Here is a 25,241-nt window from a genome sequence, read left to right on the forward strand (position 1 = left end):
TATGGAATTTTTTAGGATGAAACGTGACATTCCCTTCATGAGTTGGGGGAAATACACCACTTCGGTATCGCTCATCACCTTTTTATTGGCGGTGTTTTTTCTGTACAGCAAGGGGCTGAATTTTTCAGTGGATTTCACGGGTGGCACCGTCATGGAAGTCCATACGGCGGGTCAAGCCGATTTGACGGGCATGCGTCGGAGCCTGAAGCAGTTGGGGCTGAATGATGCGAATGTGCAGAACTTCGGAAGTTCCCACGATGTATTGATTCGTCTGCCCCTGCGTCACGGGGTCAGCAGTGGTGCCCTTTCGGAAAAGGTGCGTCAAACCCTGTGGCAACAGGATGCCTCCTTGCAGGTGCGGCGGGTGGAGTTTGTCGGCCCCCAGGTCGGCGACGAGTTGGTCAAGGACGGCTCTGCGGCCCTTTTGTTCGTTTCCCTGGGCATCGTCATCTACCTTTCCCTGCGTTTCAAATGGCGACCGGCGGTGGCCACTATCGTGGCCAACCTGCACGATGTGGTGATCATCCTGGGCTTTTTTGCTTTCTTTCAGTGGGAGTTTTCCCTCTCCGTCCTGGCCGCAGTATTGGCTATTCTGGGGTATTCGGTGAATGAATCCGTGGTGGTGTTCGACCGGGTGCGGGAGAACTTTCGCAAGATGCGTGGGGCCTCGGTGGCTCAGGTCATTGACAATGCCATCACACGGACCATGAGTCGGACCATCATTACCCATGGATGCACCCAGTTGATGGTCACTTCCATGCTTTTCTTCGGGGGAGAAGCCCTGCACTACTTTGCACTGGCACTGACCATTGGAATTCTTTTCGGGATCTACTCCTCCGTGTTGGTGGCCAGTCCCATTGCCATGGCACTGGGCATGACCCGTGCCGATTTTCTGGTGAGCGACCGGAAAACCAGCCAACTTCCGGACACCCCGTAATTTCCGTGGATATCCTTCATTTGTTGGCGCACCTGGACGATCATCTGGTGGCCTTGAGCCAGCAGTATGGGTATGCCTCCGATCTGATTTTATTCCTGATCATCTTCAGCGAGACCGGGTTGGTGATTGCACCCTTGCTGCCGGGAGATTCCCTGCTGTTTGTGGCAGGGGCCGTCGCGGCTGGAAATGCCCTGACTCCCGGCCCGTTCAATCTTCCCCTGTTGTGGGTGGTACTGTCTGCAGGCGCTTTTCTGGGCAACCAACTGAATTTCCAGATTGGACGCTGGATCGGCCCCAAAGTGTTTCACTGGGAACGTTCCGTACTTTTCAATCCCAGGCATCTGGCTGAAGCCCATGCCTTTTACGAGCATCACGGCGGAAAAACCATTGTCATGGCCCGCTTCATCCCCATCGTGCGTACCTATGCGCCCTTCGTGGCCGGGGTGGGCGACATGGCCCACACGCGGTTCGCCGTGTTCAATTTCATTGGCGCCATTGCGTGGGTAGGGTCCTTGTTGCTGGCTGGCCACTGGTTCGGGAATGTTCCCTTTGTGAAGGGTCACCTCACGGAAATGATTCTGGGCATCGTAGCGCTGACCCTGCTCCCCATCGGGCTGGCCACCTTGCACCACACCCTGCGCCGTCCCCGCTAAGGATTCGGAAGCGTTTCCTTGAATGACTTTCGTTGCCCCAACTTGTTCGCCAGCGCGTTCAGGTTTGGGTACTGCTGACGCCAGAGCCATTCGGGGAAACGGAAATCCAGCCAGAACAGAAGGCTTCCGGTGGCCAGATCGGACAGATTGAGGGCATCGGCGGTACACCAGGCGCGGGTCCCCAGTTCTTTGGACATCTGGGCAAGCCCCCGTTCCATCTTGCCGCGCTGTCTTTCCATCCAGGCGGGACTTTGTTCCGTTTCCGGGCGACGTTTTTCCAGGACGATGGCGACTCCGGCATCCAGGATGCCATCGGCCATGGCCTCCCAACGTTTGACCACCGCACGCTCGCGCGGGTTATCCGGGATCAGGTGGCCCACCGGGCTGATGGCGTCGAGATATTCCGTGATGACCTGGGAATCGAACAGGGTCAGTCCGTCATCCAGTACCAGGGCAGGAATTTTGCCCAGGGGATTATGTTTTTCGATCAGGGGCGTCTCTCCTGTCATGGCGTCGCCCACCAACTCAAAATCGATATGTTTTTCAATCAGGACGACGCGCACCTTGCGGACGAAGGGGCTGGTGACGGAACCCAGAAGTTTCATGACGAATGATCCTGTGATGGAAGAGTTGGGGGAATTATACACGGGAGTCTTTTCCTCAAACCGATTCGCCCTGACATCGGTACAGTGCGCGGTGCTTATAAAGGCAAAAATAGTGGTATTTGTCGTGTCAAAGATCGGCTCGTTTGGAGTTATGATAGGCACATCAAACTGTTCTACTATAGAGGGTGGCTCAATGAATAACGCATCATCCTTCAGGTTCTTGGATTTGTTTTCCGGGATTGGGGGGTTTCATCATGCTCTGCAGTCCTTGGGGGGGGAGTGCGTGCTGGCGTGTGAAATCGATGGCGATGCACGCAAAATTTATTGTGAGATCTTTGACCCTGCTCAAGAAAAATTTCCGTTCATAGACAATATTCGTCACTTGACCCGTTCTGTCATCGATGACGAAGAAACTCTTTTATCCCCCGAAGACATAAGCCGCCTGGTCCCTGATCACGAGGTGCTTTGTGGCGGTTTCCCCTGCCAACCTTTTTCCAAATCAGGGGGGCAACAAGGAATTAAAGATAAAACCCGAGGAACCTTGTTTTTCGATATCCTTCAGATCATTGAAGCCAAACGTCCTTCCTACCTGTTTTTGGAAAATGTTCGGAATCTGGCTGGCCCTCGTCATGCCGATACTTGGCAGACCATTGTTTCTTCACTGCGGGACTTGGGTTATGTGGTGGCTTCAGATCCCCTCATCTTCAGTCCCCACTTGTTGCCTCCCAAATTCGGGGGGGCTCCACAGGTCAGGGAGAGGGTTTTTATTCTGGGGGTCCGGGAAGATGTGGAAAAGGGACAGATCGAGAATCTGATCCTGTTCAATCAGGGGATGCAGGGAAAGAAGTTATGGGACCCAGACCAGTGGCGAATTGCGGACTATCTCGAGGATGATGAAACCCTCGAAAATATTCAAGATCATGAAGTCAGTAAGAATGAGGAAATGTATCTGGAAGCGTGGAACTATTTCGTAGAAACCATTGAACAGGATCTGCTGCCGGGTTTTCCAATTTGGGCGTTTGCGTTTCAGCCAGAGCCACAATTGACTGCGGATATGGCCTCCTGGGAAGTGGATTTTCGTATCAAGAATTCACGGTTTTATATCGAGAATAAGGATTTTATCGACCAGTGGAAACAGATGAAATGGGGAACAGCACGATTGACCGTGCCAGAGTTTCCGGTTTCGCGGCAAAAATTCGAATGGCAGGCCAGGAAAAAGCATCCGGGGCGGAAAGGTCGAACCTTGAAAGACTTGGTGATCCAGTTTCGCCCCAGTGGTATTCGGGTCAAACCCCCTACCTATCTGCCGGCATTGGTGGCGATCACCCAGACTTCGGTCGTTGGGCCGATGTTGAGAAAACACGCAAAGACTTACCGAAAATTAACGTTGGTGGAAGCGGGTCGGTTGCAGGGATTGCCTGATCACATCTATCAAAAAAAGTCTGTTTCCCCACAAGCTGCTTATAAACAGTTGGGGAATGCGGTAAATGTCGGTACGATCCAGAGGGTGGCGGGGATTTTGTTGGGAGTTTATCCAACGGTGTTTGATAGAGAACCTCAATTGGCTTTGCTTTTTTGATTGGGGATCAGCGGGTTATTTTGATGGAAAATCATGTTGCATCGAAGTGAGATTTTTGATTTGGGCGTTGGATATGGAATATTTTTCTCTTCTTGGACTTCCATCGGCGTTTCGCCAGCCTTTTTGCTTTTTTGAAAGAGTTTGGATGGTTGTCGAATCAAACACGATAAAACGAGCCTCTGTTAAGTGTGCCGAGACTTTTCTTCGACGACTCGGGGCGCCTCTTTGTTTTCTATCCTGTTCATACGGGCTGGTCCCGCCTTTCAATGTATCATGCCAAGCCTTGAACTCGCCGGTTGTGTCGTATTGACAATCAGCGCAGATCATCAGGATTCCATGATGTCCATGGTTTTTCAATGAGATGTCCATGGCCTCACAGTCATTGAGAATGGCACCATGAGCAGTATTTGGATGGGTTTTTATGTCCCAGTTGATTGCCCGTTTAAGATCGAAGGAAACGTTCCCATACATATCCCCCTCTGGACAAATCCGTGAGTTTTCAGGGCGGTTGGCAAGTACTCCTCGGATTAGAAATTCCGCATAGAAGCCAATCCATTCCATCTGTTTCCAATGGCGGCTACCCGCCTGTTTCATTTCCGTGATGCACTGTTTTCCTTCCCACTCAAACGGGATGCAAGTTAAGACTTCGGATAGTATCTCGATATCTTTTTGTATCTCATCAGCAGCCGACATAATAGTACCTCCCCCGGTCGGTCAGGCCGGCTTGTTATTGGATGGAACGGATAAAATCAGATGTATTGTTGGGTCAGTGTGGCAGCCAATCCGGTGTAGGTGGCGGGGGTCAGGGCCAGCAGGCGTGCCTTGTCCTCCTCGGGCAGGTTCAGTTCCTGCACGAATTTCTGCATGATTTCACGGGTAATGGCCTGTCCCCGGGTCATTTCCTTGAGGCGGTCATAGGCGTTGCTCATGCCGTGTTTGCGCATGACCGTCTGAACGGGTTCGGCCAGAACTTCCCAGGCGTGGTCCAGATCTTCGTTCAACCGGGCGACATCGATGGCCAGTTTTTTCAGGCCCTTCTGGCAGGACAGATAGCCCAGCAAACTGTGGCCCAGCCCCACCCCCAGATTGCGCAATACGGTGGAATCGGTCAGGTCCCGTTGCCAGCGGGAAATGGGTAATTTCTCGGCGAGATGGCCCAGAAGGGCATTGGCCAGTCCCAGATTGCCTTCGGAATTCTCGAAATCGATGGGGTTGACCTTGTGCGGCATGGTGGATGACCCCACTTCCCCCGCTTTGAGTTGCTGGCGGAAGTAACCCTGGGAAATATAGCCCCAGAGGTCGCGATCCAGATCGATGAGGATGGTGTTGAGCAAGGCAAACCCCTGCATCAGTTCGGCCAGGGAATCATGGGGCTCGATCTGGGTGGTGTACGGGTTGAACGAGATCCCCAGGGATTCCACGAAAGCCCGGGCCAGGCCAGGCCAGTCTATGGCTGGGTAGGCGCTGAGGTGGGCATTGTAGTTGCCGACGGCGCCATTGAATTTTCCGAGCAGGGCGACGTGTTCCAGACGGGTGCGCTGGCGTTGCAGACGCGCCACCACATTGATCAATTCTTTGCCCACCGTGGTGGGGGTGGCCGCTTGACCATGGGTGCGGGCCAGCATGGGCTGGTGGGCATGGGTCTTGGCCATTTCTTCCAGATGGGCGATCAATTCGTCCAGGGTGGGGAACAGGACGCTGCGACAGGCGGCGGTCAGCATGAGCGCGTGCGACAGGTTATTGATGTCCTCCGAGGTGCAGCCAAAATGGATGAACTCGGCGCAGGTCACGACTTCCGGGTTGCCGGACAGGCGTTCGCGTATCCAGTACTCCAGGGCTTTGACGTCATGGTTGGTGCGTGACTCAATGGCCTTGATCTGCGCTGCATCGCTTTCTGAAAAATTTTCGACCAGGGCATTCAACTGGTGCTGGCTTTCTGCCGAAAAAGGGGGAATTTCTGCGATCTCAGGACACCGGGACAAATGGAGCAGCCAGGCCACTTCCACCTTCAGACGGAAATGGATCAGACCATATTCGCTGAAATACGGGCGCAGTGGGTCCAGTTGCGACCCGTAGCGGCCATCCAGAGGGGATAAAGCGGTCAGGGGAGAGGGGGCCATGGCATCGATCCGCAAAAAGGGCGATTTTACCAGAAGGAAGGTCAGGCATTCGTTCCTTTGGAGATCGTACGCCAAACTTCCTATTTGGTCATGCGCAGGTGGACGGACTCAGGATGATTCCGCCGCCGAGACAGGTTTCTCCCTGGTAGAGAACGGCGGATTGCCCGGGGGTGATTGCCCACTGGGGATCCTCGAAATGAAGGTCGGCAACGGCATTTTCGCGCGCATACGTCAGATGACAGGGGGCGTCTTTTTGACGGTAGCGGTTTTTTGCGCTGTAGACGCCGGGAGAAGGGGGGGTGCCGGAAATCCAGGAAAGTTGCCCGGCGCTCAGGCCGAGGCCGTGGAGCAGCGGGTGGTCATGCCCCTGAACCACGATCAGGCAGTTGTTTGCCAGGTCTTTGGCCGCCACGAACCATGGTTCTCCTGGACCGCCGATCCCGAGGCCCTGGCGTTGTCCCAGGGTATAGAATGCCAACCCCTGATGGTGTCCCACGACCTTCCCGGTGGGCGTTTCCATGGGGCCCGGCCGGCGGGGCAGGTAACGTTCCAGAAACTCCCGAAAGGGCCGTTCCCCGATGAAGCAGATGCCTGTGCTGTCTTTCTTGGTGGCGGTGGCCAGGCCGGCTTTCTGGGCCAGGGCACGGACTTCCCGTTTGGGCAGATGGCCCACCGGGAAAAGGGTGTGGGCCAGTTGAGACTGGTTCAGACGGTACAGGAAATAACTCTGGTCCTTGCCGGGATCGAGCCCGCGCAGGAGTTGGATCTTGCCGTTTTCGTCCTGGACGCGGGCATAATGGCCCGTGGCAATCTTGTCTCCGCCGAGTTTCAAGGCATGGTCCAGAAATGCCTTGAACTTGATTTCCGAGTTGCACAGGATGTCCGGATTGGGGGTGCGCCCAGCCTGATATTCCTCGAGGAAGTAAGAAAAAACCCGCTCCCGATATTCTGCGGAAAAGTTGACCACTTCGATATCGATCTTCAGCACGTCGGCCACTGCCACGGCATCCACCAAATCGGCGCGGGCCGTGCATTCGGGATCGTCTTCCCAGTTTTTCATGAACAGCCCGATTACCTCATAGCCTTGCTCCTTCAACAGCAGGGCACTGACAGAGGAATCTACTCCGCCGGAAAGGCCAACGATGACACGAGGTTTGGACATGGTTCGGAAACTCTGGGAAATGAAAAAAGGCAGAGACGACCCCTGCCTTTTGGTGCGGGGTGATTCAATTTCAGTTGGTCGGCGCGGTCTTCTTGGCGTGCTTTTTATGATGATGGTGCTTCTTCTTGCCATGGGTGGCCGGGGTGGATTTTCCCGCAGCAGGCGCTGCAGCGGGTGCTGCGGCGGGCGCCGGCGCAGCCATGGGGGCGGGAGCAGGTTGGCTGGGTGTCGCATCGGCAGCCATGACTTCGACAGTTGCCAGGGTCGCGAGACCGGTCAAGGTGGCAAGGATGAATTTTTTCATGAAGTTACCTCAAAAAGATCAGTTGGAGACGGGTCGGGCGGTTGAAGGATCGCCGCTTCCCATGCACAGTTTAACGCAGGACTGGAGAAAATCGTTGACCGGCATGAGTGAAAGTGGGGGGATGGGTTTTCACGCGGGAGAGATAAGGGTCGTATAATCGTGGGAAATCGTTTCGATCACGCCCGGCTCGGGTTTATTGTTGAGGTCCCTTATGTATCAGCATATCGTGGTCCCTGTGACAGGGGAAAAAATTCTGGTCGATGCCAATGGCAGGCTCGATGTTCCGGACCAGCCCATCATTCCTTTCATCGAGGGGGATGGGACCGGGGTGGACATCACACCCGTCATGAAGGACGTGGTGGATGCGGTGGTGGCGCAGTGTTACGCCGGTCGACGCAAGATTTCCTGGATGGAGGTGTATGCCGGGGAGAAATCGGTGCGGATGTATGGTCCGGATGTCTGGCTGCCGGAAGAAACCTTGCAGGTCTTGCGCGATTACGTCGTGTCCATCAAGGGGCCGCTGACCACGCCGGTGGGCGGGGGGATTCGCTCCATCAACGTGGCCATGCGCCAGCAACTCGACCTGTATGTGTGCCTGCGTCCCGTGCGCTGGTTTACAGGGGTACCCAGTCCGGTGCGTGAACCCCATAAGACCGACATGGTGATTTTTCGGGAAAATTCGGAGGATATTTATGCGGGCATCGAATGGCCGGCAGAATCCTCCGAGGCGCGCAAGTTGATTGCGTTCCTGCAGCAGGAAATGAACGTGACGTCCATCCGTTTCCCGGAGACTTCCGGCATCGGGATCAAGGCCGTCTCCCGTGAAGGGACGGAACGGTTGGTGCGCAAGGCCGTTCAGTACGCCCTGGACAACCAGCGTCGTTCGGTGACCCTGGTGCACAAGGGAAATATCATGAAGTACACCGAAGGCGCGTTCAAAAGTTGGGGCTATGACCTGTGCCGCCGGGAGTTTGGCGCCGAATTGCTGGATGGCGGTCCCTGGATGCGCTTGCCCAACGGCATTGTCATCAAGGATGTGATCGCCGATGCTTTCCTCCAGCAAATTCTCCTGCGCCCCGCCGAATACGATGTCATTGCGACCCTCAACCTGAACGGGGACTACATCTCCGATGCTCTGGCGGCTCAGGTGGGGGGTATCGGAATCGCCCCGGGCGCCAACCTGTCCGATACGGTGGCCCTGTTTGAAGCCACCCACGGGACGGCCCCCAAGTATGCGGGCAAGGACTATGTGAACCCAGGTTCCCTGATTTTGTCCGCCGAGATGATGTTACGCCATATGGGGTGGGTGGAAGCGGCAGATGCCCTGGTTCGCACCATGGAAAAAACCATCAAGGCCAAAACCGTGACCTACGATTTTGCGCGCTTGATGGACGGTGCCCAACAGGTTTCCTGTTCGGGATTCGGTGCCGCGCTGATCGCCAATCTGGTCTGACCCGAAAGGCGTTGACAGGGCAGCGGGGATGAAGGTAGCATGACCCATGCTTGAAACCATTACCATCATCCTTTTTCTTGCTGCGGTTGCCTTCGTGATGTTCACCTGAGGCAAGGCGGGGGGTGTGGTTGAAATCCCGCCCTGCCTTTGTCCCCCTCATTTCTCAGCGCTGTTTCAGCCAGCGCTGTTTTTCCCGTTCCCAGTCTTTTTCTTTTTCTGCCTCGCGCTTGTCATGTTGTTTTTTGCCCTTGGCCAACCCGATGTCGACCTTGATCCGTCCTTTGCTGTAATGCAGGTTGAGGGGGATCAGGGTATAGCCCGCCCGCTCTACCTTGCCGATGAGTTTGGCGATCTCTGCAGCATGCAGGAGCAACTTGCGGGTCCGGGTCGGGTCCGGGTGGATATGGGTGGAGGCGGTGGGCAAGGGACTGATGTGGGCGCCCAACAGATACAGTTCGCCCTCCAGGATCACCACATAGGCTTCCTTGATTTGTCCCCTGCCGGCCCGGATGGCCTTTACCTCCCATCCTTCCAGGACAATCCCCGCTTCATGGCGTTCTTCGATGAAGTAATCGTGAAAGGCTTTACGGTTGTCGATCAGGCTCATGATGGGGTATCTTGTGCAGAATCCTGCATTTTACCCTAGGGTGGCTCCGTGACGCGTGTAGAAAAGTCGGTATTGGTGATGTATTCCGCCGAAAAGATGTATGGACTGGTGGAAGATATTCCTCAATACCCCCATTTCCTGCCTTGGTGCAGTGCGGCAGAGGTCCATGAACAGGAAGGGCACCGGACGGTTGCGACCTTGCACATCAATTTTCATGGCATTCGTCAGAGTTTTACGACGCGCAATCAGGGAACCCCTCCCCAATCCATGGTCATGGTGCTGGAGAAAGGCCCCTTTCAGCACTTGCAAGGGGAATTTCGTTTCGTTCCGCTGGGAACGGAGGCCTGCCGAATCCAGTTTGTCCTGGAATGGCGCTTCGCCAGTTTCCTGCTGGAAAAAATGGTCGGACCGGTTTTCCACACCATTGCCAACACCATGGTCGACGCCTTCGTCAAGCGTGCAGATGACCTGTATGGAGGGTGAGGCGTGGAAGTGACGGTCGTCTACGCCTTGCCTGAACACCAGTTCATCCGGAAGGTAAGGGTTGCCGACACGGCGCTCGTTGCGGATGCCCTGACGGCCTCGGGTGTGCTGGAGGCGTATCCGGAGATCGACTGGGCGCAGATGGCGATCGGGGTGTGGGGGCGGGTCCGCAGTCTGACCACTCCCTTGCATTCTGGGGACCGCGTGGAAATTTATCGGCCTCGCCAGGTGGACCCCAAGGCTCAACGCCGCGCCCGGCTGAAATCTTCCTGACCGGAGGGGGGGGAAGACTGATTTTCCAGACTGTGGCGCAACTGTTCGAGTTGTTGGCGCAAGGTCTCCAGAGTCTCCTTGCCCAGTTCAGCGAAGACCGGTTCCAGGTAGGCCAGATGGGTCGAAAATATCCGGGCAAACAGGTCTTCACCTGCCGGACTCAGCCTGACCAGAGTGCTGCGCCCGTCGGTGGGGTGGGAGATCCTGAAAATCATGCCCTTTTGCTCCAGGCGGTCGAGTACACCCGTCAGGGTTCCCTTGACCATCAGGGTGTTCTGGCCGATATCCCGACAACTCATCCCCTGCGTATTCCCCAGGGTGGCAATGACATCGAACTGGGGCGAGGTCAGCCCCAGCGTTCGGATATGGGCGCTCGAAAAGGCATCAAAAGCCTGATAGGTGCGCACCAATTCGCGCAACGTGGGGAGAAATTCAAAACAAGTGGTCGGCATAAAGGGGCTTGCGTATTTAGTACGAACGCGTACATTGTAATTTCCGGAAATCGCTTCATTGTATAGGAAAACATCATGCCTCATACCGTACAAGTCGGGAAAGGAGCGGAATATCGGCTCTGTGTTTGCGGAAAGAGCCCCGATAGTTTATTTTAAGTCTAAATCGCGTTAGAATCCCAGGATGAGTACCTCACCGTTCCTCCGGGATTTTTTTCGACCGCCCCTCTGGCATGATTGGGGGGCGGGTTTCGTGTGCCAAACGCGCTGTGAAGGTTTGCCGGATCCCCGATGGGGGATATGGAATTCAACGCTGGCGCAGGAACTGGGGTTGTCCGAAATTCCTACCCAGGAAGCCAATGTCCACTTCTCCGGAAATGGCCCACAGGTGCCCTGGTGCAGCGCTTACGCAGGGCATCAGTTTGGCCAGTGGGCAGGGTTGCTGGGTGATGGACGGGCCCATACCCTGGGACGAGATCCGGCAGGAAATCAGGAAATCCAGCTCAAGGGGGCAGGCATGACCCCTTATTCACGGCGTGGAGACGGGCGCGCCGTGCTGCGCTCTTCCCTGCGTGAATATCTGGGGTCAGAAGCCATGGCAGGATTGGGGATTCCCACCACCCGTGCGCTGGCTCTGCTGACTTCCTCCCTGCCCGTACGGCGTGAAACCCGTGAAACGGCTGCCATCGTGGCACGGGTGGCCCCCAGTTTCCTGCGTTTTGGTCATGTGGAACATCTGGCCTGGCACGGCTTTCCTGCCGAATTGAAACGACTGCTCGATTTGTTGATCACGTTTCATTATCCTGCGGCCAGACATCAGCCCAATCCAGTATTGAGCGTACTGGAGGCAGTGGTGGAACGTACCGCGCACCTCATGGCGGCCTGGCAATCGGTGGGGTTTTGCCATGGGGTCATGAATACCGATAACATGTCTCTGCTGGGACTGACGCTTGATTATGGGCCCTTTGCCTTTCTGGACCGTTACGACCCGCAGTTCATTGGTAATCATTCCGATCAGGAGGGGCGTTATGCCTATGATCAACAACCCGGGATTGGGGCCTGGAATTGTGCCGTCCTGGGCAGTGCATTGAGTGTGCTGATCGACGATGAAGAAGGCATCCAGACCGTGCTGGGACGGTATGAACCGAAATTTTCCACATCCTTGCTGAGCCGTTTTCGCCGCAAGTTGGGATGGCGGAAACCTTTGCCCGAGGACCCGTCCCTGATAGAGTCCCTGCTGTCTCTCCTGCACCGGAACCAGGTGGATTTTACCCGTTTCTTTCGTTTTCTGGCCCAGGATGCCGTACAGGCAGAACCTGCGCGTCTGGAGGATGAAGCCGAATTTCAGGGCCCGTCCTCCTGGACCGAGTGGGTAAGCGCCTATCGGGAACGATGTGCGCAGGAAGAAAGTTCCACGGGGGTAAGGGCACAGGGGATGCGTGCCGCCAACCCCAAATATGTTTTGCGTACCTATCTGGCAGAATTGGCGATTCGTCAGGCCCAACAGGGAGACTTTGCCATGGCTCGCGATCTGGAAACTGTGCTGCGAACGCCCTGGGATGAGCATCCCGAATTTTCTGCCTGGGCTCTCGCGCCCCCGGACTGGGCCGGGGCTTTGACCCTGAGTTGCTCCTCATGACTGTCCAGACCCAGGCCCGGGACAGGCACTACCGCTATTATGATCTGATCATGGCGGCTTTCATCTGCATTCTGCTGTGTACCAACCTGATCGGGGCAGCCAAACAGACGACGCTCAGCGTGCCGGGATTCAGGACTTTTACCGTGGGTGCAGGGGTGTTGTTCTTTCCCATTTCCTACTTTTTCGGGGATGTTCTAACCGAGGTCTATGGCTATGCCCGCGACCGCCGGGTCGTCTGGGCGGGATTCACGGCTCTGGCCTTCGCCTCCCTCATGGCTTGGGTGATCGTTTCCCTCCCCCCCGCGCCCAATGTTTTCATGGCGACCTTTCAGGGGCAACTGGAGGGGGTATTCGGAAATACCTGGCGAATTGCTGCCGGCTCCATGCTGGCTTACTGGTGCGGCAGTTTTTCCAACAGTTACGTCCTGGCCCGTCTCAAGGTGAAGATGCGCGGACGATGGCTGTGGATGCGTGCCATTCTTTCGACGGCGGTTGGGGAGGGCCTGGATTCACTGCTTTTTTACGGGATTGCTTTTTACGGAATATGGGAGACCCGGGATTTGATCGAGGTGGCGATCCTGGAGTATGGCATCAAGGTCTTTTGGGAAGCCCTGGCCACGCCCCTCACCTATGCGCTGGTCAATTTCCTGAAACGGGCGGAACAGGAAGATTTTTACGACGAGCATACCCATTTCAACCCATTTTCCATCGAGCCCTGAAGCATGCCGGAATTGCCTGAAGTCGAAGTCACCCGCCAGGCGCTCAGCTCCCACGTGACCGGTCGGATCTGGGTGGGTGCCGTGATTCGGGAGAGCCGCTTGCGTCATCCCGTTCCTTCGGCGTTGGCGAGTCCCGAACCCCAGCAGGTTCTGCAGGTACGACGACGGGGAAAATATCTGGTACTGGAAATGAGTCACGGGGCGCTGATCATTCATCTGGGCATGAGCGGCACCCTGCGCTACCTGACCCAGTCAGTGCCTGCGCAACGGCATGAGCATGTGGACCTGCTGTTCGCAGACGGAAGCCTGGTGCGCTATCGTGACCCCCGCCGGTTTGGCGCGCTGCTCTGGGTTCCCCGTCCTGCGGAAGCCCCTCAAACGTCTTTCTGGCAGACTCACCCCTGTTTTTCCAGGATGGGGCGGGAACCCCTGGAAGCAGGGTTTGACGGGGCCTGGTTTCATCGCGCCACGCGCGGCCTGAAGGTCGCCATCAAACCCCTGTTGCTGGAAGGTCGGTTGGTGGTGGGGGCCGGCAATATCTATGCCTGCGAAAGTCTCTTCCTGGCCGGGATCGACCCGCGTCGCGCGGCGGGCCGGATCGGCCTGGAGCGCTACCATCGTCTGGCCCAGGCGGTGCGTCAGGTTCTGGAACAGGCCATTCGGGCCGGTGGGAGTACTCTGCGCGATTTTGTGGGGGTCACGGGGGAGGGCGGGTATTTTCAGCAGCAACACCAGGTTTACGGTCGCACGGGACAACCCTGTGTGCGCTGTGCAACGCCCATCCGTCAGATTCGTCAGGGACAACGCTCTACCTGGTATTGTCCGCGCTGCCAGCGCAACTGATCCGCGCCGAGATGAGTTCCAGGGTGGTGGCGTAGCGGGTCCGCAACTCCTGGGGGGAGGAAACGGTAAAGCCGAGGTCGTGCAGTTGGCCATTGTCCACCCCATAGACCCAGGCGTGGACGGTGACGGGTTGCCGGCGTTCCCAGGCATCCTGGACCACGGTGGTCTGGCAGACGGTGAGGGCCTGTTCCATGGCATTCAATTCGCACAGGCGGTCATGACGCAGGTTGGCGGGGCACCGCTCGATGAGTTCCTCATGCTTCTCATGGACATCCCGGACGTGCCGTAACCAGTTATCGGCAATCCCGACGCGCATTCCGGTCAAGGCGGTGCGCACGCCCGAGCAGCCATAGTGACCCACCACCATGATATGACGCACCTTCAACTGGTCCACGGCAAACTGCAGAACCGACAGGGAATTGAGGTCGCTGTGCACCACGACATTGGCCACGTTACGGTGTACGAAGACCTCTCCAGGGGCCAGGCCGGTGATCTGATTGGCCGGGACACGGGAGTCGGAACAACCGATCCAGAGGTATTCAGGGGCCTGTTGGGTGGCCAGTGCCTTGAAGAAGTTGGGGTCCTCGGCCAGCATGGAGTCCACCCAAAGGCGGTTATTGTCAAAGAGGTGTTGCAGGGGATGGGGAGAAACCGTCATGCGTTGAAATCCTTTGTTGAATCAGGGCGGCCCGCGAGGTACCGAAGTATACCCTGATTAGTCCAGGGTTTTCGCGGGCGGGGGCGGGGCATGCAAGCCTGCGCGCCAGCCGAGGATCAGCATGGTCAGCACCAGTGCCTTCTCAGACCAGAAGACACCCGGCAGACCTTCGGATTTCCGGAACAGGGCAAAGGCTGCGAGCGCGACCAATACCAGCAGGGGCAGCCAGCGCCCCCGGGTCGTCCCCCAGGTCCAGCGTTGCGCCCAGGCCAGTCCAGCGAGGGCGCAGAGCCATCCGCCAGCTGCCCCTACCAGCACATCCAGAGGCCAGTGTACGCCGAGGGCAATACGGGAGGCAGCCACGGCGGATCCCACGAGAATCAAGGCCCAGCGTGTGCCAGGGGTGCGGAGTGGGAGACCGTGGATGAGAAGGGCGATCAGGGTGAAGATGGCGGTGGTATGTCCCGAGGGGAAGGACCCATGCAACAGGCGGGGGCCGATGACCGTCACCGTCAGAACGGCGGGGGGGCGCGGCGCGTCTATCCAGTGCTTCAAGCCATGGGAAAAAAGGAAGGCCAGCAGGGCGGCCAGCAGGGCAGCCCATAACAGATCCGGGCGCCGTCGCCACCAGGGAAACAGGAGCAGGGGGACCAGTGCGGAATCCCCCAGTGCCGTCCAGTGGGTCCACAGCAGGGGAGGCAGGCAGGAGAAAAGCCGATGCAATACCTCGAACAGGGGCAGATTGGTGCAGGTCAAGGCAACTTCGAGAGCCAGTCCCAGGCACACCAGAGGGAAGGTCCAGCGCCAGAGTGTTCGAGTAGAGAGGGGTGGCGGAGTCATTGGGGCAGAATTTGAACCAGATAGAGACCGCCCATGGCGTACAGGACGACATGAGGGGGGAGGTTGGAAAGGTGGTCTGCCCGGATGAAAACCCAATCTCCGGGATGGGCCGGTCGGTTGACAGTGGCTCTGCCACTGTACACGGCAAAACTGGGCATGCGATCGTCTGCAACGATCGGCCCCGGGTGCTGACGACTCCACTGGGCCAGGACGCGCACCGGGGTTTGCTGCAAGCGGGCGGCCACCGGCATGAGTATCGTGGTCAGGATCAGGGTACTCATCACGCCGGTGGCCCCCAGAGCCAGGCTGCGCGCAGAAAGATGTTCAGGGATCGGATGGACCCGGATGACCACGAACCCCAGCAGGGCACAGAGCAGCAGCAGGCCGGTCACGCCTGTCCACCAGCCTGTGGTGAAAATGTCCGGGCCCTGGAGAAGCAGGGCGCGCAGGTAGGGATTGGAGGTGGACCGCGCCTGGGATTGGACGATGAAAGGTAAACTGATGACCAGGGCGGGCATGAGAAACCATGGGAGCCAGAGGCTCCAGGAATGCTTGAGGGAGTGGCGGTGCTGGGCCATGAGCAGGAAGAGGGGGGGTAACCCGATCAGCAGATAGTGGGGCAACTTGGTATGCGCCAGGGAAAACAGGGCAAAAACCGTAGCAAACCAAAGCAACAGGAACTGGGTCAGGGGGCTGGCGCGATCGCGCCAGCCTTCTCCCAGCGATTTCAATAACAGGGGTGTATGAGGCCAGGCAATCACCAGCAGCACGGGCAGGTAATACAGAACGCTTCCCCCATGCCCCTGCAGGGTGCCGGTGAGGCGTCCGAGGTTTTCCCGCCACAGGAAATAATCGATGAAGCGGGGCCCCATCAAGTGGTACTGGACGACGTACCAGGGCAGGGCCAGCGTACAAAAAATGAGCCATCCCCAGCCATTGAAGGCGCTGCGGAACCAGCGCTTCCATTCTTTGTGGAGTCCGTAGAACAGGAAACTGGTGAGTGCGGGGACCACCACGGCCACCGGCCCCTTGGCCAGAAAGCCGAGTGCCATCCACAGCCAGGTACGCCGTTCAGCCCAGGGATCCTGCGTTTTCCAGGCTCGATAGAGATCCAGTTGGGCCAGGGTGATGAGGAGACAGAGAACCCCGTCCATTGCTGCGGCGTGGGCCGATACCGTGACGCCCAGAGAGGTGGCACAGAGCAGGGCGGCCAGCGCCCCGGCTTCAGGCCCCCAGTGTCGGCGGGCAAAGCGGCCCAGAATGAGCATCCAGAGCAGACAAGCCAGCAGTGAGGGCAAGCGGAAAACCCAGGCATGGACGCCGAATACCTTGACCAGCGGGGCCTCGAGCCAAAAAGCCAGGATGGGCTTTTCAAAAAAAGGCTGACCGTTCAGGGTCGGGGTAATAAAGTCGCCGCTGCGGGCCATTTCCACAGCGACTTCTCCGTACTCTCCTTCGTCCTCGTCAAACAGGGGCAACTGGACCAGGGCCAACCAGGTGGTCAGTAGGGCCAGGATCCACAAGCCTTTCAGTCTGCGCACCAAGTCGGACATGAACCGCCTTCAGCAAGTTTCAGCCAGCGCGTTTGCGAATGGGCGCCTTGTTCTGGCGTGGTTCTGCCGACCAGGGGGTGCGTGCTTCACGGTGCTGGGGCCGATCCTGCGCAGGATTGCTGCGTCCCTTGCTGGCAGGACCAGGGCGGGCAGACCGGGAAGGGGGGCGAATGGGCATGCGCGGCTCGAATCCGGCGATGGTATGAACATCGATGGATTTCCCGGTGAAGCGTTCGATGCGCTGCAGTTGCAGGAAATCGCGGCTGCTGGCCAGGGAAATGGCGATTCCCTTGTTGCCGGCGCGGCCGGTACGGCCAATCCGGTGGACATAGTCTTCGGCCACTTTGGGCAGATCATAGTTGATGACGTGACTGATGCCGGGGACATCGATTCCGCGCGCAGCCACATCGGTCGCCACCAGAACGCGCAAACGTCCGTGGCGCAGGCCGTCCAGGGTGCGGTTACGGGCCCCCTGATGCATGTCGCCGTGAAGTGCGGCCGCAGAGTGGCCTTGTCCGCTCAGGTCGTCGGCCAGCAGGTCGGCATCGCGCTTGGTGGCGGTGAAAATGATGGCCTGGTTGAGGTCGACGTCGGTCAGCAGGTGGGCCAGCAGACGATTCTTGTGGGCCAGATTGTCCACATAGTGGAGGCGCTGGTCGATGTTTTCATGGGCGGCCTTGAGGGAGGTGGCCTCGATGCGCACGGGGTCCCGCAGGAGGGTTTCGGCCAGGCGCGCAATGGGTTTGTCGAAGGTGGCAGAAAACATCAGGGTCTGACGGGTGATCGGGGTGGCGCTGGCGATGCGTTTGACATCGTCGATGAACCCCATGTCGAGCATGCGGTCGGCTTCATCCAGGACCAGCATTTCGACTTGGGACAGATCGACCCGCCGACTGTCCATCTGGTCGAGCAAACGTCCCGGCGTGGCCACCAAAATGTCGTAGGGGCGTGCCAGATTGCGGTTCTGGACCGGATAGGGCGTTCCGCCCAGCAAGGTCACGGTGCGAACCTGTTTCAGGTTTTTTCCGTAGATTTTGGCGGCTTCGGTGATCTGGCTGGCCAGTTCCCGGGTGGGGGACAGGATCAGCAGGCGCGGGCCTTTTCCGCTCAAGGGGCGAGTGGCCAGACGATGCAGGGCCGGCAACATGAAGGCGGCAGTTTTGCCCGATCCGGTGCGTGAGGTGACCATCAGGTCGGAGCCCGTCAGCAGGGCCGGAATGGCCTGGGCCTGGACGGGGGTGGGTTCGGTGTAGCCGGCTTCGGTAACGGCGCTGAGCAGGCGGGGGTCCAGATTCAAGTGTTCAAACAACATGGGGGTAGTCAATGTACTAATCCTCGAGGGCGAAGCGACAGGTAAAGGGAACCCGGGAGGGTTCACACGAGCCTCAGATGAAAAAACAGCGGAGAACCGCCGGCGTAAGTCACTAACCGGCAAAAGACATTCAGAAATGAATGGATAAGGTCAGGGACACTGCACTACCTGTCGCATGCAGTGCCGGCATGATAACAGAAAGCGCAAAAAAATGAAAGGATGAATAGGTTGCCGGGGAGGAGGCCTGTCGGACTTGAAGAGATCCTGTGTCAGGTAGGGAGGATCAGGCCTTTTCCCTGAGTGCCCGGCGCAGGACCTTGCCCACGGTGGAATGGGGAAGTTCGGTCCGGAATTCGATGTGGCGCGGGACCTTGTAACCCGTCAATTCCTGGTGGCACCAGGCAAGAAGTTCCTGTTCCGTGAGGTTGGGGTCGCGACGCACCACAAACACCGTGATGGCTTCGCCCGAATGAATATCCTCGACGCCGATGGCAGCGACTTCGGCAATCCCCGGGTGGTGAGAGAGAATTTCCTCGATTTCATTAGGGTAGACGTTGAACCCGGAGACTTTGATCATGTCCTTTTTACGGTCCAGCAGGGTCAGTGTTCCAGTCGGGTTCCAGCGCCCGATATCGCCGCTGCGAAAATACCCGTCGGGCCAGAAAGCCTGGCTGGTTTCTTCCGGTTGCTGCCAGTAGCCAGACATGACCTGAGGTCCGCGGATGCAGACTTCACCGCTGGCCTGGGGGGGGACTTCGTTGCCTTCGTCATTGCGCAGGGAGATCTCGGTGCACGGTAGAGGGTACCCCACGCTGCCATCAAATTCCTGGACGTCAAAGGGGTTCAGACAGACCCCGGGAGAGGTTTCGGTCAACCCGTAGGCCTGATTGACGCAGCATCCCGTGACGATTTGCCAGCGTTGGGCCACTTCGCTCTTGACGGCCATGCCTCCACCCAGGGTGGATTTGAGGTGAGAGAAGTCCAGATGGGCAAAGGCCGGATGGGACAGCAGAGCGGCAAACAGGGTATTGACTCCGGTAAAGACGCTCATGGGGTAGGACTTCAGGGCGCGAACCAGTCCGGGGATGTCGCGCGGGTTGGGGATCAGCAGGTTGGTGGCGCCCAATTTCCAGAACAGCAGGCAATTGGCGGTCAGGGCAAAGATATGATAAAACGGCAAGGCCGTGACGATTTTTTCCTGTCCGGGGGTCAGATGCTGGCCATGCCAGATCCCCACCTGGTCCAGGTTGGCCATGATGTTGCGATGGCTGAGCATGGCGCCTTTTGCGCGCCCGGTCGTTCCGCCGGTATATTGCAAAAAAGCCAGATGTTCCGGCGTCAGGGAAGGGCAGGTGAAAGGTCGGCTCTGTCCCTGTTCCAGAACGGCGGGAAAGGGAAGTACCGTGTCCATGTGCCAGGCAGGAATGGCTTTTTTCCAGTAGCGCAGAACCAGGTTCAGGAAGGTTCCGCGCAGCCCCATCAGATCACCCACCTGAGTCACGATCACGTGGCGCAGACTGGGGACACGGGCCTGGGCCACTGTATGGGCAAAATTTTCCAGAACCACGAGATATTCGGCTTCAGCGTCGCGCAACTGGAATTCCAGTTCCCGGGAGGTATAAAGCGGGTTGCAATTGACCACCACGCCGCCGGCACGCAGGATGCCATACACGGCAACGGGATACTGGGGCAGATTGGGGAGCATGACCGCCACCCGCGTGCCGACGGTCAAGCCCTGATCCTGCAGCCAACTGGCGAAATTCAGGGACCACCGTTCGATCATTGCGTAGGTGAAGGTGTGCCCCAGACACTGGAAGGCATCATGCTGCGCAAAGGTGCGGCAGGCCTGCCCCAGCATGCGGTCCAGGGTCTCCCGGGAGGCGGTTTCGAAGCAACGGTCTGAGGGCGAGAGTGAAGATGTTTCCATGAAATGACGACTCGCTCCCTTGGCTTCACAGGGTTGAAAAGTAGGCCTCCAGAGGCCCATCATCGCATGCTTTGAATAGGCTGTCAAAGCACTCCGGGGGATAAAATCCGGGGGATGATAATCCGTCGGTCATGGGTCAGAAAGCCTGGTACAGGAAGCCCCGTTCACGTAATGTGCGGTGTGCTTCGGCGTGATCGGGATACAGGTGTTGCAGGGTTTTCCGGAATTCCGGGCCATGGTTCATGTGTCGCAGATGGGTCACTTCATGGGCGATGACATAATCCATTTCTGCCGGGCTGGCCTTGAGCAAACGCCAGTTGAGGCGGATCATCCCGCGTGCATGACAACTGCCCCAGCGGCGACGGGCATTGGACAGGGCTACGGCGGGCAGGGGCACGCCCAGTCGCTCGGCGTACTGTGCAACGCGGGGCAAAAAAAAGGGCAGGGCCTGGACCTGGTACCAACGCCGGAGGGTTCCCGGGATATCGCCCCGACCGGGATTGAGGTACAGCACCTCGCCCTCCAGGCGGGTGGGGCCGGAATCCAGGGACAGGCGCACCGCGTGTCCCAGATAAGGGAGCAGGGCGCCTTCCCGGGGGGCGACGCGCAGCGCCGATTTTTGGCAGCACTCGGTCCATTTGGTGCGGATCCAGGCGGCACGGGTCTGGATCAGGGTTTCGAGGTGTGCCCCGGGCAGGTTGGCGGGCGCAAAGACCGTCAAACCCCGTTCATCGACCTTGAGGCCAATCGTCCTGCGGCGCGGGCTTCTCACCAGCCAGTAAGGGAGAGTCTGACCAGCGCAGGTGAGCGGTGGTTGGGGCAGTGCAGGACGGCTCATTGGGGAAGGGAGCGGGTTCCGGGTTTGCGCCGCCAGGGACGGGCGGGTTGGTGGCTCCAGCGTTCCAGTTCGGCTTCGATCCAGGCTTCGGCTTCCCGATTGACCTCGAGCCCGTCCCGTCCCTCGGTGGAGAGGATGGGGCCCAGAGCCAGATGAATGGTGCCTGGGTATTTGCCCAGCACCCCCCTTTTCCATAACCGGCCTGCATCGTGGGCCAGGGGCACCACGGGAACCCCTGCCTGGGCGGCCAACAAGCCGCCGCCAGGGGCATAGCGACCCCGGTAACCGTAGGGCACGCGCGTCCCTTCCGGAAAAATGATCACGATCAGTCCTCGGCTCAGGCGTTCCCGTCCCTGACTGAGTACCTGCTGAAAAGCTTCGCGCCGTTGCTCACGATCGATGGCGATGGGCTCGAGCAGGCGCATTCCCCAGCCAAAAAAAGGGATGGAGAGAATTTCCTGCTTCAATACGAAGACGTGGGGAGGGAGAAAGGCCGGAAAAAAAATCGTCTCCCAGGCCGATTGATGTTTGGCGATCAGGACGAAGGGGCCGGCGGGCAGGTGCTCCCAGCCGCTGAGTTCGTGGCGGATGCCGCAGATCCAGCGGGCCAGGCCCAGCATCAGGCGCGACCAGGCCCCGGCAAAATAGCGGGGGCCACGCACGCCGAAGGGCGCAGACAGGATCATGAGCAGGGCGTACAGGGGAGTGGCCAATCCCTGGGCCAGGGCAAAAATCAGCGCGCGCAGGATTCGCATGATCAACGTTTGGCCAGCAGGGTGCGCACGGCCTCCTGAAGGTTGTCGTGAACCTGGGTTCCGGGCGGCAAATTGCCCGCCTCGAGGGTTTTTTGACCTTTGCCGGTGAGGACCAGCAGGGGTTGGGCTCCGGCCCGTTCTGCAGCGATCAGGTCGCGCAGGGAATCGCCGATGGCGGGAACGCCCTGAAGCGGGATGTGGTAGCGCTGGCTGATTTCTTCAAATAGCCCGGGTGCCGGCTTGCGGCAATGGCAACGTGATTCGCGGGCATGGGGGCAGAAGAAAATGGCCTCGATCATGCCGCCCTGCTGGGCCAGGGCATCGATCATCTTCTGGTGAATGGCATTGAGGGCCGCCAAGTCGAACAGTCCCCGTGCGATCCCCGACTGGTTGGTGGCGACTACGACCCGATAACCGGCATGGTTGAGGCGGGCGATGGCCGCCAGACTGCCGGGAATGGGGTGCCATTCTTCGGGGCTTTTGATGAAGCGGTCGCTATCGGCATTGATGACGCCATCGCGGTCGAGAATGACGAGAGACATGAGCGTAGGGTTCCTTGCCAGTGAGGAAACGCTTCAACTGCTCAGGCAGGACAGGTCGCCTACCTGATTCATGAGCGATTCCAGGTTTTGCAACAAAGCCAGGCGTGCCGCCCGCAGTCCGGGATCCTCACACATCACCATGAGGTCGGTAAAAAACCGGTCCACGGGGGCATGCAACTCTGCCAGCGCGCTCAAGGCGGCGGAGAAGTCGGCCTGGCGCACGAAAGAGGCGATACGGGGTTGCAGGGCCTGCAACTTTTCCTGCAAGTCGAGTTCCGCCGGTTCCTGCAGGGGCGCGGGGGGAACGGACTGTGTCGAGCCGGACTTTTTGAGCAGGTTTCGGATGCGTTTATGTGCGGCACTCAGCCCGATGGCTTCAGGGCGGTTGCGGAAGGAAGCGAGCGCCTGGAGGTGTGCGGACAACTGGTCCAGATGAGCGGGCAAGGGAGAAACGACCGCTTCCACCAGGGCCTGATCGAATCCCTGGTCGCGCAACAGGCCGCGCAGACGATCCTGGATGAAGGCGGGCAGAGACCCCAACGCCACGGTGTCCAGCACCCCCTGAGGAAAAGTGGCTTCGGTCCAGGCGAGGAGCGTTGGCAGTTCCAGCGCCGGCGCCTTGTCCATCAGCAGGCGCAGGATTCCCAGGGTGGCGCGGCGTAACCCGTAAGGATCCCGGTCTCCCGTGGGAATCTGGCCGATGCCATAAATGCCCACCAGCGTTTCCAGTTTGTCGGCCAGGGCCATGACCGTGCCCAGTGGGGTGGTCGGCAGGGAATCGCCGGCGAAACGGGGGCGGTAGTGGGCCTCGATGGCCAGCGCCACCTCTTCCTCTTCCTGATCGTGGCGGGCATAGTCCCGTCCCATGAACCCCTGCAGTTCGGGGAATTCGCCCACCATGTCCGTACCCAGATCGGCTTTCAGCAACTGCGCGGCCCGTCGGGCTTGCGCGCCGGGCAAATGCAGGGCGCTGGCCATCCTTTCGGCCAGTTGGGACAGGCGTTCGACGCGTGCGCCCAGACTGCCCAGACGCTGGTGGTAAACCACATGATCCAGGTGGGCGCGCCGTTCGCCGAGGGGGATCTTGCGGTCCTGCTGGTAGAAGAAGCGGGCGTCTGCCAGGCGTGCCCGCAGGACGCGTTCATTGCCCTGGACGATGGCCGCCGGGGTGGCTGTTTCCAGGTTGCTGACCAGCAGAAAGCGGGGCTGCAACTGATTCCGGGCATCGCCCAGCGGGAAATACTTCTGGTGTTGTTGCATGGATAGAATCAGGCATTCCTGGGGGATTTCCAGGAAAGCGGGGTCGAACCTTCCTTCCAGGACGGTGGGCCATTCCACCAGGGCCGTCACTTCGTCGAGCAGTTCCGGTCCGGCCAGGACATGGTGGGGCAGGGCCAGGGCGTTCAAGGCTTGCTGGATACGCTGGCGTCGCTCGGCAAAGGAAGCGATCACCTTGCCTTCCCGTTCCAGGAGTGCGGCATAGGATGAGGCATGGTCGAGGGTGAGCAGACCCGTGCCCAGAAAACGGTGCCCCAGGGTCTGGCGACTGCTCGACTGCCCGAGCAGGCTCAGGGGGATCAATCGCTCTCCGTGCAGGACCATCAGTCCATGGACCGGGCGGACAAATTCAGAGTCGCCCGAGCCCCAGCGCATCACCTTGGCCACGGGCAGTTGGCGCACGACCTGGTCGAGCAGGACGGGGAGTACTTCCTCCAGAGGGATGCCCCGCTGCAGGGAAGAGTGGACATAATATTCCATCCCCTTGTCATCCGTGCGCAGTTCCAGTTCGTCCACGGCAACCCCACAGGATCGGGCAAAACCCTGCAGTGCCGGGGTCGCTGTGCCATCGGCTGCCTGTCCGGCCTTGCGGCTGGGGCCCTTGCGTTCCACCGGACGTTCGGGTTGCATGCCCTCGACGTCCTCGATCAACACCGCCAGACGGCGTGGCGTTGCGAAGACCTGGACGGAAGCATGGGTCGGGGCGAGGTGCTGGTTCACCAGTCCCTGATGCACGCCCTGGGCAAAACTGGTGGACAGTTTCAGCAGGGATCTGGGGGGCAGTTCTTCGGTGCGCAATTCGATCAGCAAAGGCGCAGAGGTCATTTGGGTTCTCCGGGGTGCGCGCTCAGCAGAGGAAAACCGAGGGCTGCCCGGGCCTCGTGGTAGGCCAGAGCCACCTGCCGCGACAGGGCGCGGATGCGCCCGATATAACCGGCGCGTTCCGTGACCGAAATGGCGCCACGGGCATCCAGCAGGTTGAAGGTATGCGAACACTTGAGGGCCATGTCGTAGGCGGGGAGGGGCAGGCCCGCCTCGATCAGGCGTTTGGACTCGCGCTCAAAACCCGCAAACTGTTCGAATAGCCAGGCGGGATCGCTGGCCTCGAAGTTGTAACGGGACTGTTCCACCTCGTTTTGATGGTAGATGTCCCCGTACCGCAGGCCTTCCGTCCAGACCAGGTCGTAGACGTTGTCGCAGCCTTGCAGGTACATGGCGAGACGTTCCGTCCCATAGGTGATTTCTCCCAGTACGGGGGCGCAGGTCAGTCCCCCCACTTCCTGAAAATAGGTGAACTGCGTGACTTCCATGCCGTTGAGCCAGACTTCCCAGCCCAGTCCCCAGGCGCCCAACGTCGGGTTTTCCCAATCGTCTTCCACGAAACGGATGTCATTGTTCCGGGGGTCGATGCCCAGAGCGATGAGAGAATCCAGATAGAGAGACTGGATATTGTCCGGAGAGGGTTTCAGGACCACCTGAAACTGGTAATAATGCTGCAAACGGTTGGGGTTCTCGCCATAGCGTCCATCCCTGGGGCGCCGCGAGGGTTGGACAAAGGCGGCCTTCCAGGGTTCGGGGCCGAGGGCGCGCAGGAAGGTGGCCGGATGGGAGGTGCCCGCGCCCACTTCCATGTCAAAGGGTTGCAGCAGGGCACAGCCCTGATCGTTCCAGTAGTGTTGCAAGCGCAGCAGCATGGCTTGGAAAGTGAGCAT

The 25,241-nt window shown here is 58.8% G+C and carries 26 protein-coding genes; 9 read left to right on the forward strand and 17 right to left on the reverse strand.

What is annotated here, in order from left to right; translation table 11 throughout:
* The first annotated feature begins 1 nt into the window (after nt 1).
* Together secF and M6F29_RS02080 are read left to right on the forward strand one after the other, a co-directional pair.
* Nucleotides 2-937, forward strand: coding sequence for a protein translocase subunit SecF (gene secF / locus M6F29_RS02075; protein WP_366525918.1), 936 nt, complete (start codon nt 2-4; stop codon nt 935-937).
* A gap of 5 nt (nt 938-942) precedes the next feature.
* Nucleotides 943-1,590: a VTT domain-containing protein gene (locus M6F29_RS02080; protein ID WP_297454949.1), complete on the forward strand. Its 648-nt coding sequence runs from the start codon at nt 943-945 to the stop codon at nt 1,588-1,590.
* On the opposite strand, the gene M6F29_RS02085 is transcribed toward M6F29_RS02080, so the two are convergent.
* Complete coding sequence (locus M6F29_RS02085) at nt 1,587-2,195, reverse strand: glutathione S-transferase N-terminal domain-containing protein (protein ID WP_297454946.1); 609 nt, start codon at nt 2,193-2,195, stop codon at nt 1,587-1,589. The genes M6F29_RS02080 and M6F29_RS02085 overlap by 4 nt on opposite strands.
* Between M6F29_RS02085 and M6F29_RS02090 the strand changes: the two genes are divergently transcribed.
* Nucleotides 2,194-3,774, forward strand: coding sequence for a DNA (cytosine-5-)-methyltransferase (locus tag M6F29_RS02090; RefSeq protein ID WP_298157040.1), 1,581 nt, complete (start codon nt 2,194-2,196; stop codon nt 3,772-3,774). The two genes, M6F29_RS02085 and M6F29_RS02090, sit on opposite strands and share 2 nt — an antisense overlap.
* 15 nt (nt 3,775-3,789) lie before the next feature.
* Here M6F29_RS02090 and M6F29_RS02095 read toward each other — a convergent pair whose 3' ends face one another.
* The 4 genes from M6F29_RS02095 to M6F29_RS02110 all read right to left on the reverse strand — a co-directional run bounded on the left by M6F29_RS02095 (nt 3,790) and on the right by M6F29_RS02110 (nt 7,360).
* On the reverse strand, nt 3,790-4,467 hold the full coding sequence (locus M6F29_RS02095) for a hypothetical protein (protein WP_298157042.1): 678 nt from the start codon (nt 4,465-4,467) through the stop codon (nt 3,790-3,792).
* Between the two features lie 56 nt (nt 4,468-4,523).
* Complete coding sequence (gene purB / locus M6F29_RS02100; RefSeq protein ID WP_366525920.1) at nt 4,524-5,894, reverse strand: adenylosuccinate lyase; 1,371 nt, start codon at nt 5,892-5,894, stop codon at nt 4,524-4,526.
* An 88-nt stretch (nt 5,895-5,982) separates the two neighbouring features.
* On the reverse strand, nt 5,983-7,188 hold the full coding sequence (mnmA, locus tag M6F29_RS02105) for a tRNA 2-thiouridine(34) synthase MnmA (RefSeq protein WP_298157046.1): 1,206 nt from the start codon (nt 7,186-7,188) through the stop codon (nt 5,983-5,985).
* A complete protein-coding gene (locus M6F29_RS02110; RefSeq protein WP_298157049.1) occupies nt 7,127-7,360 on the reverse strand; it encodes a hypothetical protein in 234 nt (77 codons plus the stop codon). Before M6F29_RS02110 ends, mnmA begins: the two co-directional genes overlap by 62 nt.
* Before the next feature lie 211 nt (nt 7,361-7,571).
* On the opposite strand from M6F29_RS02110, the gene icd reads away from it, so the two are divergent.
* The gene (icd, locus tag M6F29_RS02115) at nt 7,572-8,813 is read left to right on the forward strand and encodes an NADP-dependent isocitrate dehydrogenase (protein ID WP_298157052.1); all 1,242 of its coding nucleotides are present in this window, start codon (nt 7,572-7,574) and stop codon (nt 8,811-8,813) included.
* 163 nt (nt 8,814-8,976) lie between these two features.
* Here icd and smpB read toward each other — a convergent pair whose 3' ends face one another.
* Nucleotides 8,977-9,420 carry an SsrA-binding protein SmpB gene (smpB, locus tag M6F29_RS02120; RefSeq protein WP_297454918.1) on the reverse strand — a complete coding sequence of 148 codons (444 nt, stop codon included), beginning with the start codon at nt 9,418-9,420 and terminating at the stop codon, nt 8,977-8,979.
* Nucleotides 9,421-9,468: 48 nt separating this feature from the next.
* Between smpB and M6F29_RS02125 the strand changes: the two genes are divergently transcribed.
* Together M6F29_RS02125 and M6F29_RS02130 are read left to right on the forward strand one after the other, a co-directional pair.
* A complete protein-coding gene (locus M6F29_RS02125) occupies nt 9,469-9,903 on the forward strand; it encodes a type II toxin-antitoxin system RatA family toxin (RefSeq protein WP_298157056.1) in 435 nt (144 codons plus the stop codon).
* A 3-nt stretch (nt 9,904-9,906) separates the two neighbouring features.
* Nucleotides 9,907-10,176, forward strand: a complete 270-nt coding sequence (locus M6F29_RS02130) for an RnfH family protein (protein ID WP_297498136.1) — start codon at nt 9,907-9,909, stop codon at nt 10,174-10,176.
* Here M6F29_RS02130 and M6F29_RS02135 read toward each other — a convergent pair.
* Nucleotides 10,146-10,628 carry a MarR family winged helix-turn-helix transcriptional regulator gene (locus tag M6F29_RS02135; protein WP_298157059.1) on the reverse strand — a complete coding sequence of 161 codons (483 nt, stop codon included), beginning with the start codon at nt 10,626-10,628 and terminating at the stop codon, nt 10,146-10,148. The two genes, M6F29_RS02130 and M6F29_RS02135, sit on opposite strands and share 31 nt — an antisense overlap.
* 181 nt (nt 10,629-10,809) lie before the next feature.
* Here M6F29_RS02135 and M6F29_RS02140 point away from each other — a divergent pair, with 181 nt between their 5' ends.
* Genes M6F29_RS02140 through mutM form a run of 3 tightly spaced genes read left to right on the forward strand, consistent with a single transcriptional unit; the run spans nt 10,810 to nt 13,826 of the window.
* Entirely contained in the window at nt 10,810-12,264 is a 1,455-nt protein-coding gene (locus tag M6F29_RS02140) for a protein adenylyltransferase SelO (protein WP_298157062.1), read from the forward strand.
* Complete coding sequence (locus tag M6F29_RS02145) at nt 12,261-12,983, forward strand: queuosine precursor transporter (RefSeq protein ID WP_297498142.1); 723 nt, start codon at nt 12,261-12,263, stop codon at nt 12,981-12,983. The genes M6F29_RS02140 and M6F29_RS02145 overlap by 4 nt, the downstream gene beginning before the upstream one ends.
* A gap of 3 nt (nt 12,984-12,986) precedes the next feature.
* Nucleotides 12,987-13,826 (forward strand): bifunctional DNA-formamidopyrimidine glycosylase/DNA-(apurinic or apyrimidinic site) lyase, encoded by an 840-nt coding sequence (gene mutM / locus M6F29_RS02150; RefSeq protein WP_298157064.1) that lies wholly within the window; start codon nt 12,987-12,989, stop codon nt 13,824-13,826.
* On the opposite strand, the gene can is transcribed toward mutM, so the two are convergent.
* The 10 genes from can to glyQ form a co-directional block, all read right to left on the reverse strand.
* Nucleotides 13,792-14,484, reverse strand: a complete 693-nt coding sequence (can, locus tag M6F29_RS02155; RefSeq protein ID WP_297480108.1) for a carbonate dehydratase — start codon at nt 14,482-14,484, stop codon at nt 13,792-13,794. The genes mutM and can overlap by 35 nt on opposite strands.
* Before the next feature lie 57 nt (nt 14,485-14,541).
* Nucleotides 14,542-15,324, reverse strand: coding sequence for a phosphatase PAP2 family protein (locus M6F29_RS02160; protein WP_298157069.1), 783 nt, complete (start codon nt 15,322-15,324; stop codon nt 14,542-14,544).
* Nucleotides 15,321-16,877 (reverse strand): ArnT family glycosyltransferase, encoded by a 1,557-nt coding sequence (locus M6F29_RS02165; protein ID WP_298157072.1) that lies wholly within the window; start codon nt 16,875-16,877, stop codon nt 15,321-15,323. The genes M6F29_RS02160 and M6F29_RS02165 overlap by 4 nt, the downstream gene beginning before the upstream one ends.
* Before the next feature lie 19 nt (nt 16,878-16,896).
* On the reverse strand, nt 16,897-18,189 hold the full coding sequence (locus M6F29_RS02170; RefSeq protein ID WP_298157075.1) for a DEAD/DEAH box helicase: 1,293 nt from the start codon (nt 18,187-18,189) through the stop codon (nt 16,897-16,899).
* 283 nt (nt 18,190-18,472) lie between these two features.
* Complete coding sequence (locus M6F29_RS02175) at nt 18,473-20,116, reverse strand: AMP-binding protein (RefSeq protein WP_298157078.1); 1,644 nt, start codon at nt 20,114-20,116, stop codon at nt 18,473-18,475.
* A gap of 136 nt (nt 20,117-20,252) precedes the next feature.
* Nucleotides 20,253-20,954, reverse strand: coding sequence for a M48 family metallopeptidase (locus tag M6F29_RS02180; RefSeq protein WP_298157080.1), 702 nt, complete (start codon nt 20,952-20,954; stop codon nt 20,253-20,255).
* On the reverse strand, nt 20,951-21,709 hold the full coding sequence (locus tag M6F29_RS02185) for a lysophospholipid acyltransferase family protein (protein WP_298157083.1): 759 nt from the start codon (nt 21,707-21,709) through the stop codon (nt 20,951-20,953). The genes M6F29_RS02180 and M6F29_RS02185 overlap by 4 nt, the downstream gene beginning before the upstream one ends.
* Nucleotides 21,710-21,711: 2 nt before the next feature.
* Nucleotides 21,712-22,251, reverse strand: coding sequence for a D-glycero-beta-D-manno-heptose 1,7-bisphosphate 7-phosphatase (gmhB, locus tag M6F29_RS02190; protein ID WP_297455548.1), 540 nt, complete (start codon nt 22,249-22,251; stop codon nt 21,712-21,714).
* Between the two features lie 33 nt (nt 22,252-22,284).
* On the reverse strand, nt 22,285-24,354 hold the full coding sequence (gene glyS, locus M6F29_RS02195; RefSeq protein WP_298157087.1) for a glycine--tRNA ligase subunit beta: 2,070 nt from the start codon (nt 24,352-24,354) through the stop codon (nt 22,285-22,287).
* Nucleotides 24,351-25,241 carry a glycine--tRNA ligase subunit alpha gene (glyQ, locus tag M6F29_RS02200; RefSeq protein ID WP_297455552.1) on the reverse strand — a complete coding sequence of 297 codons (891 nt, stop codon included), beginning with the start codon at nt 25,239-25,241 and terminating at the stop codon, nt 24,351-24,353. The genes glyS and glyQ overlap by 4 nt, the downstream gene beginning before the upstream one ends.

It is taken from the genome of Ferrovum sp., from assembly GCF_027317285.1.
Taxonomy (GTDB): domain Bacteria; phylum Pseudomonadota; class Gammaproteobacteria; order Burkholderiales; family Ferrovaceae; genus Ferrovum.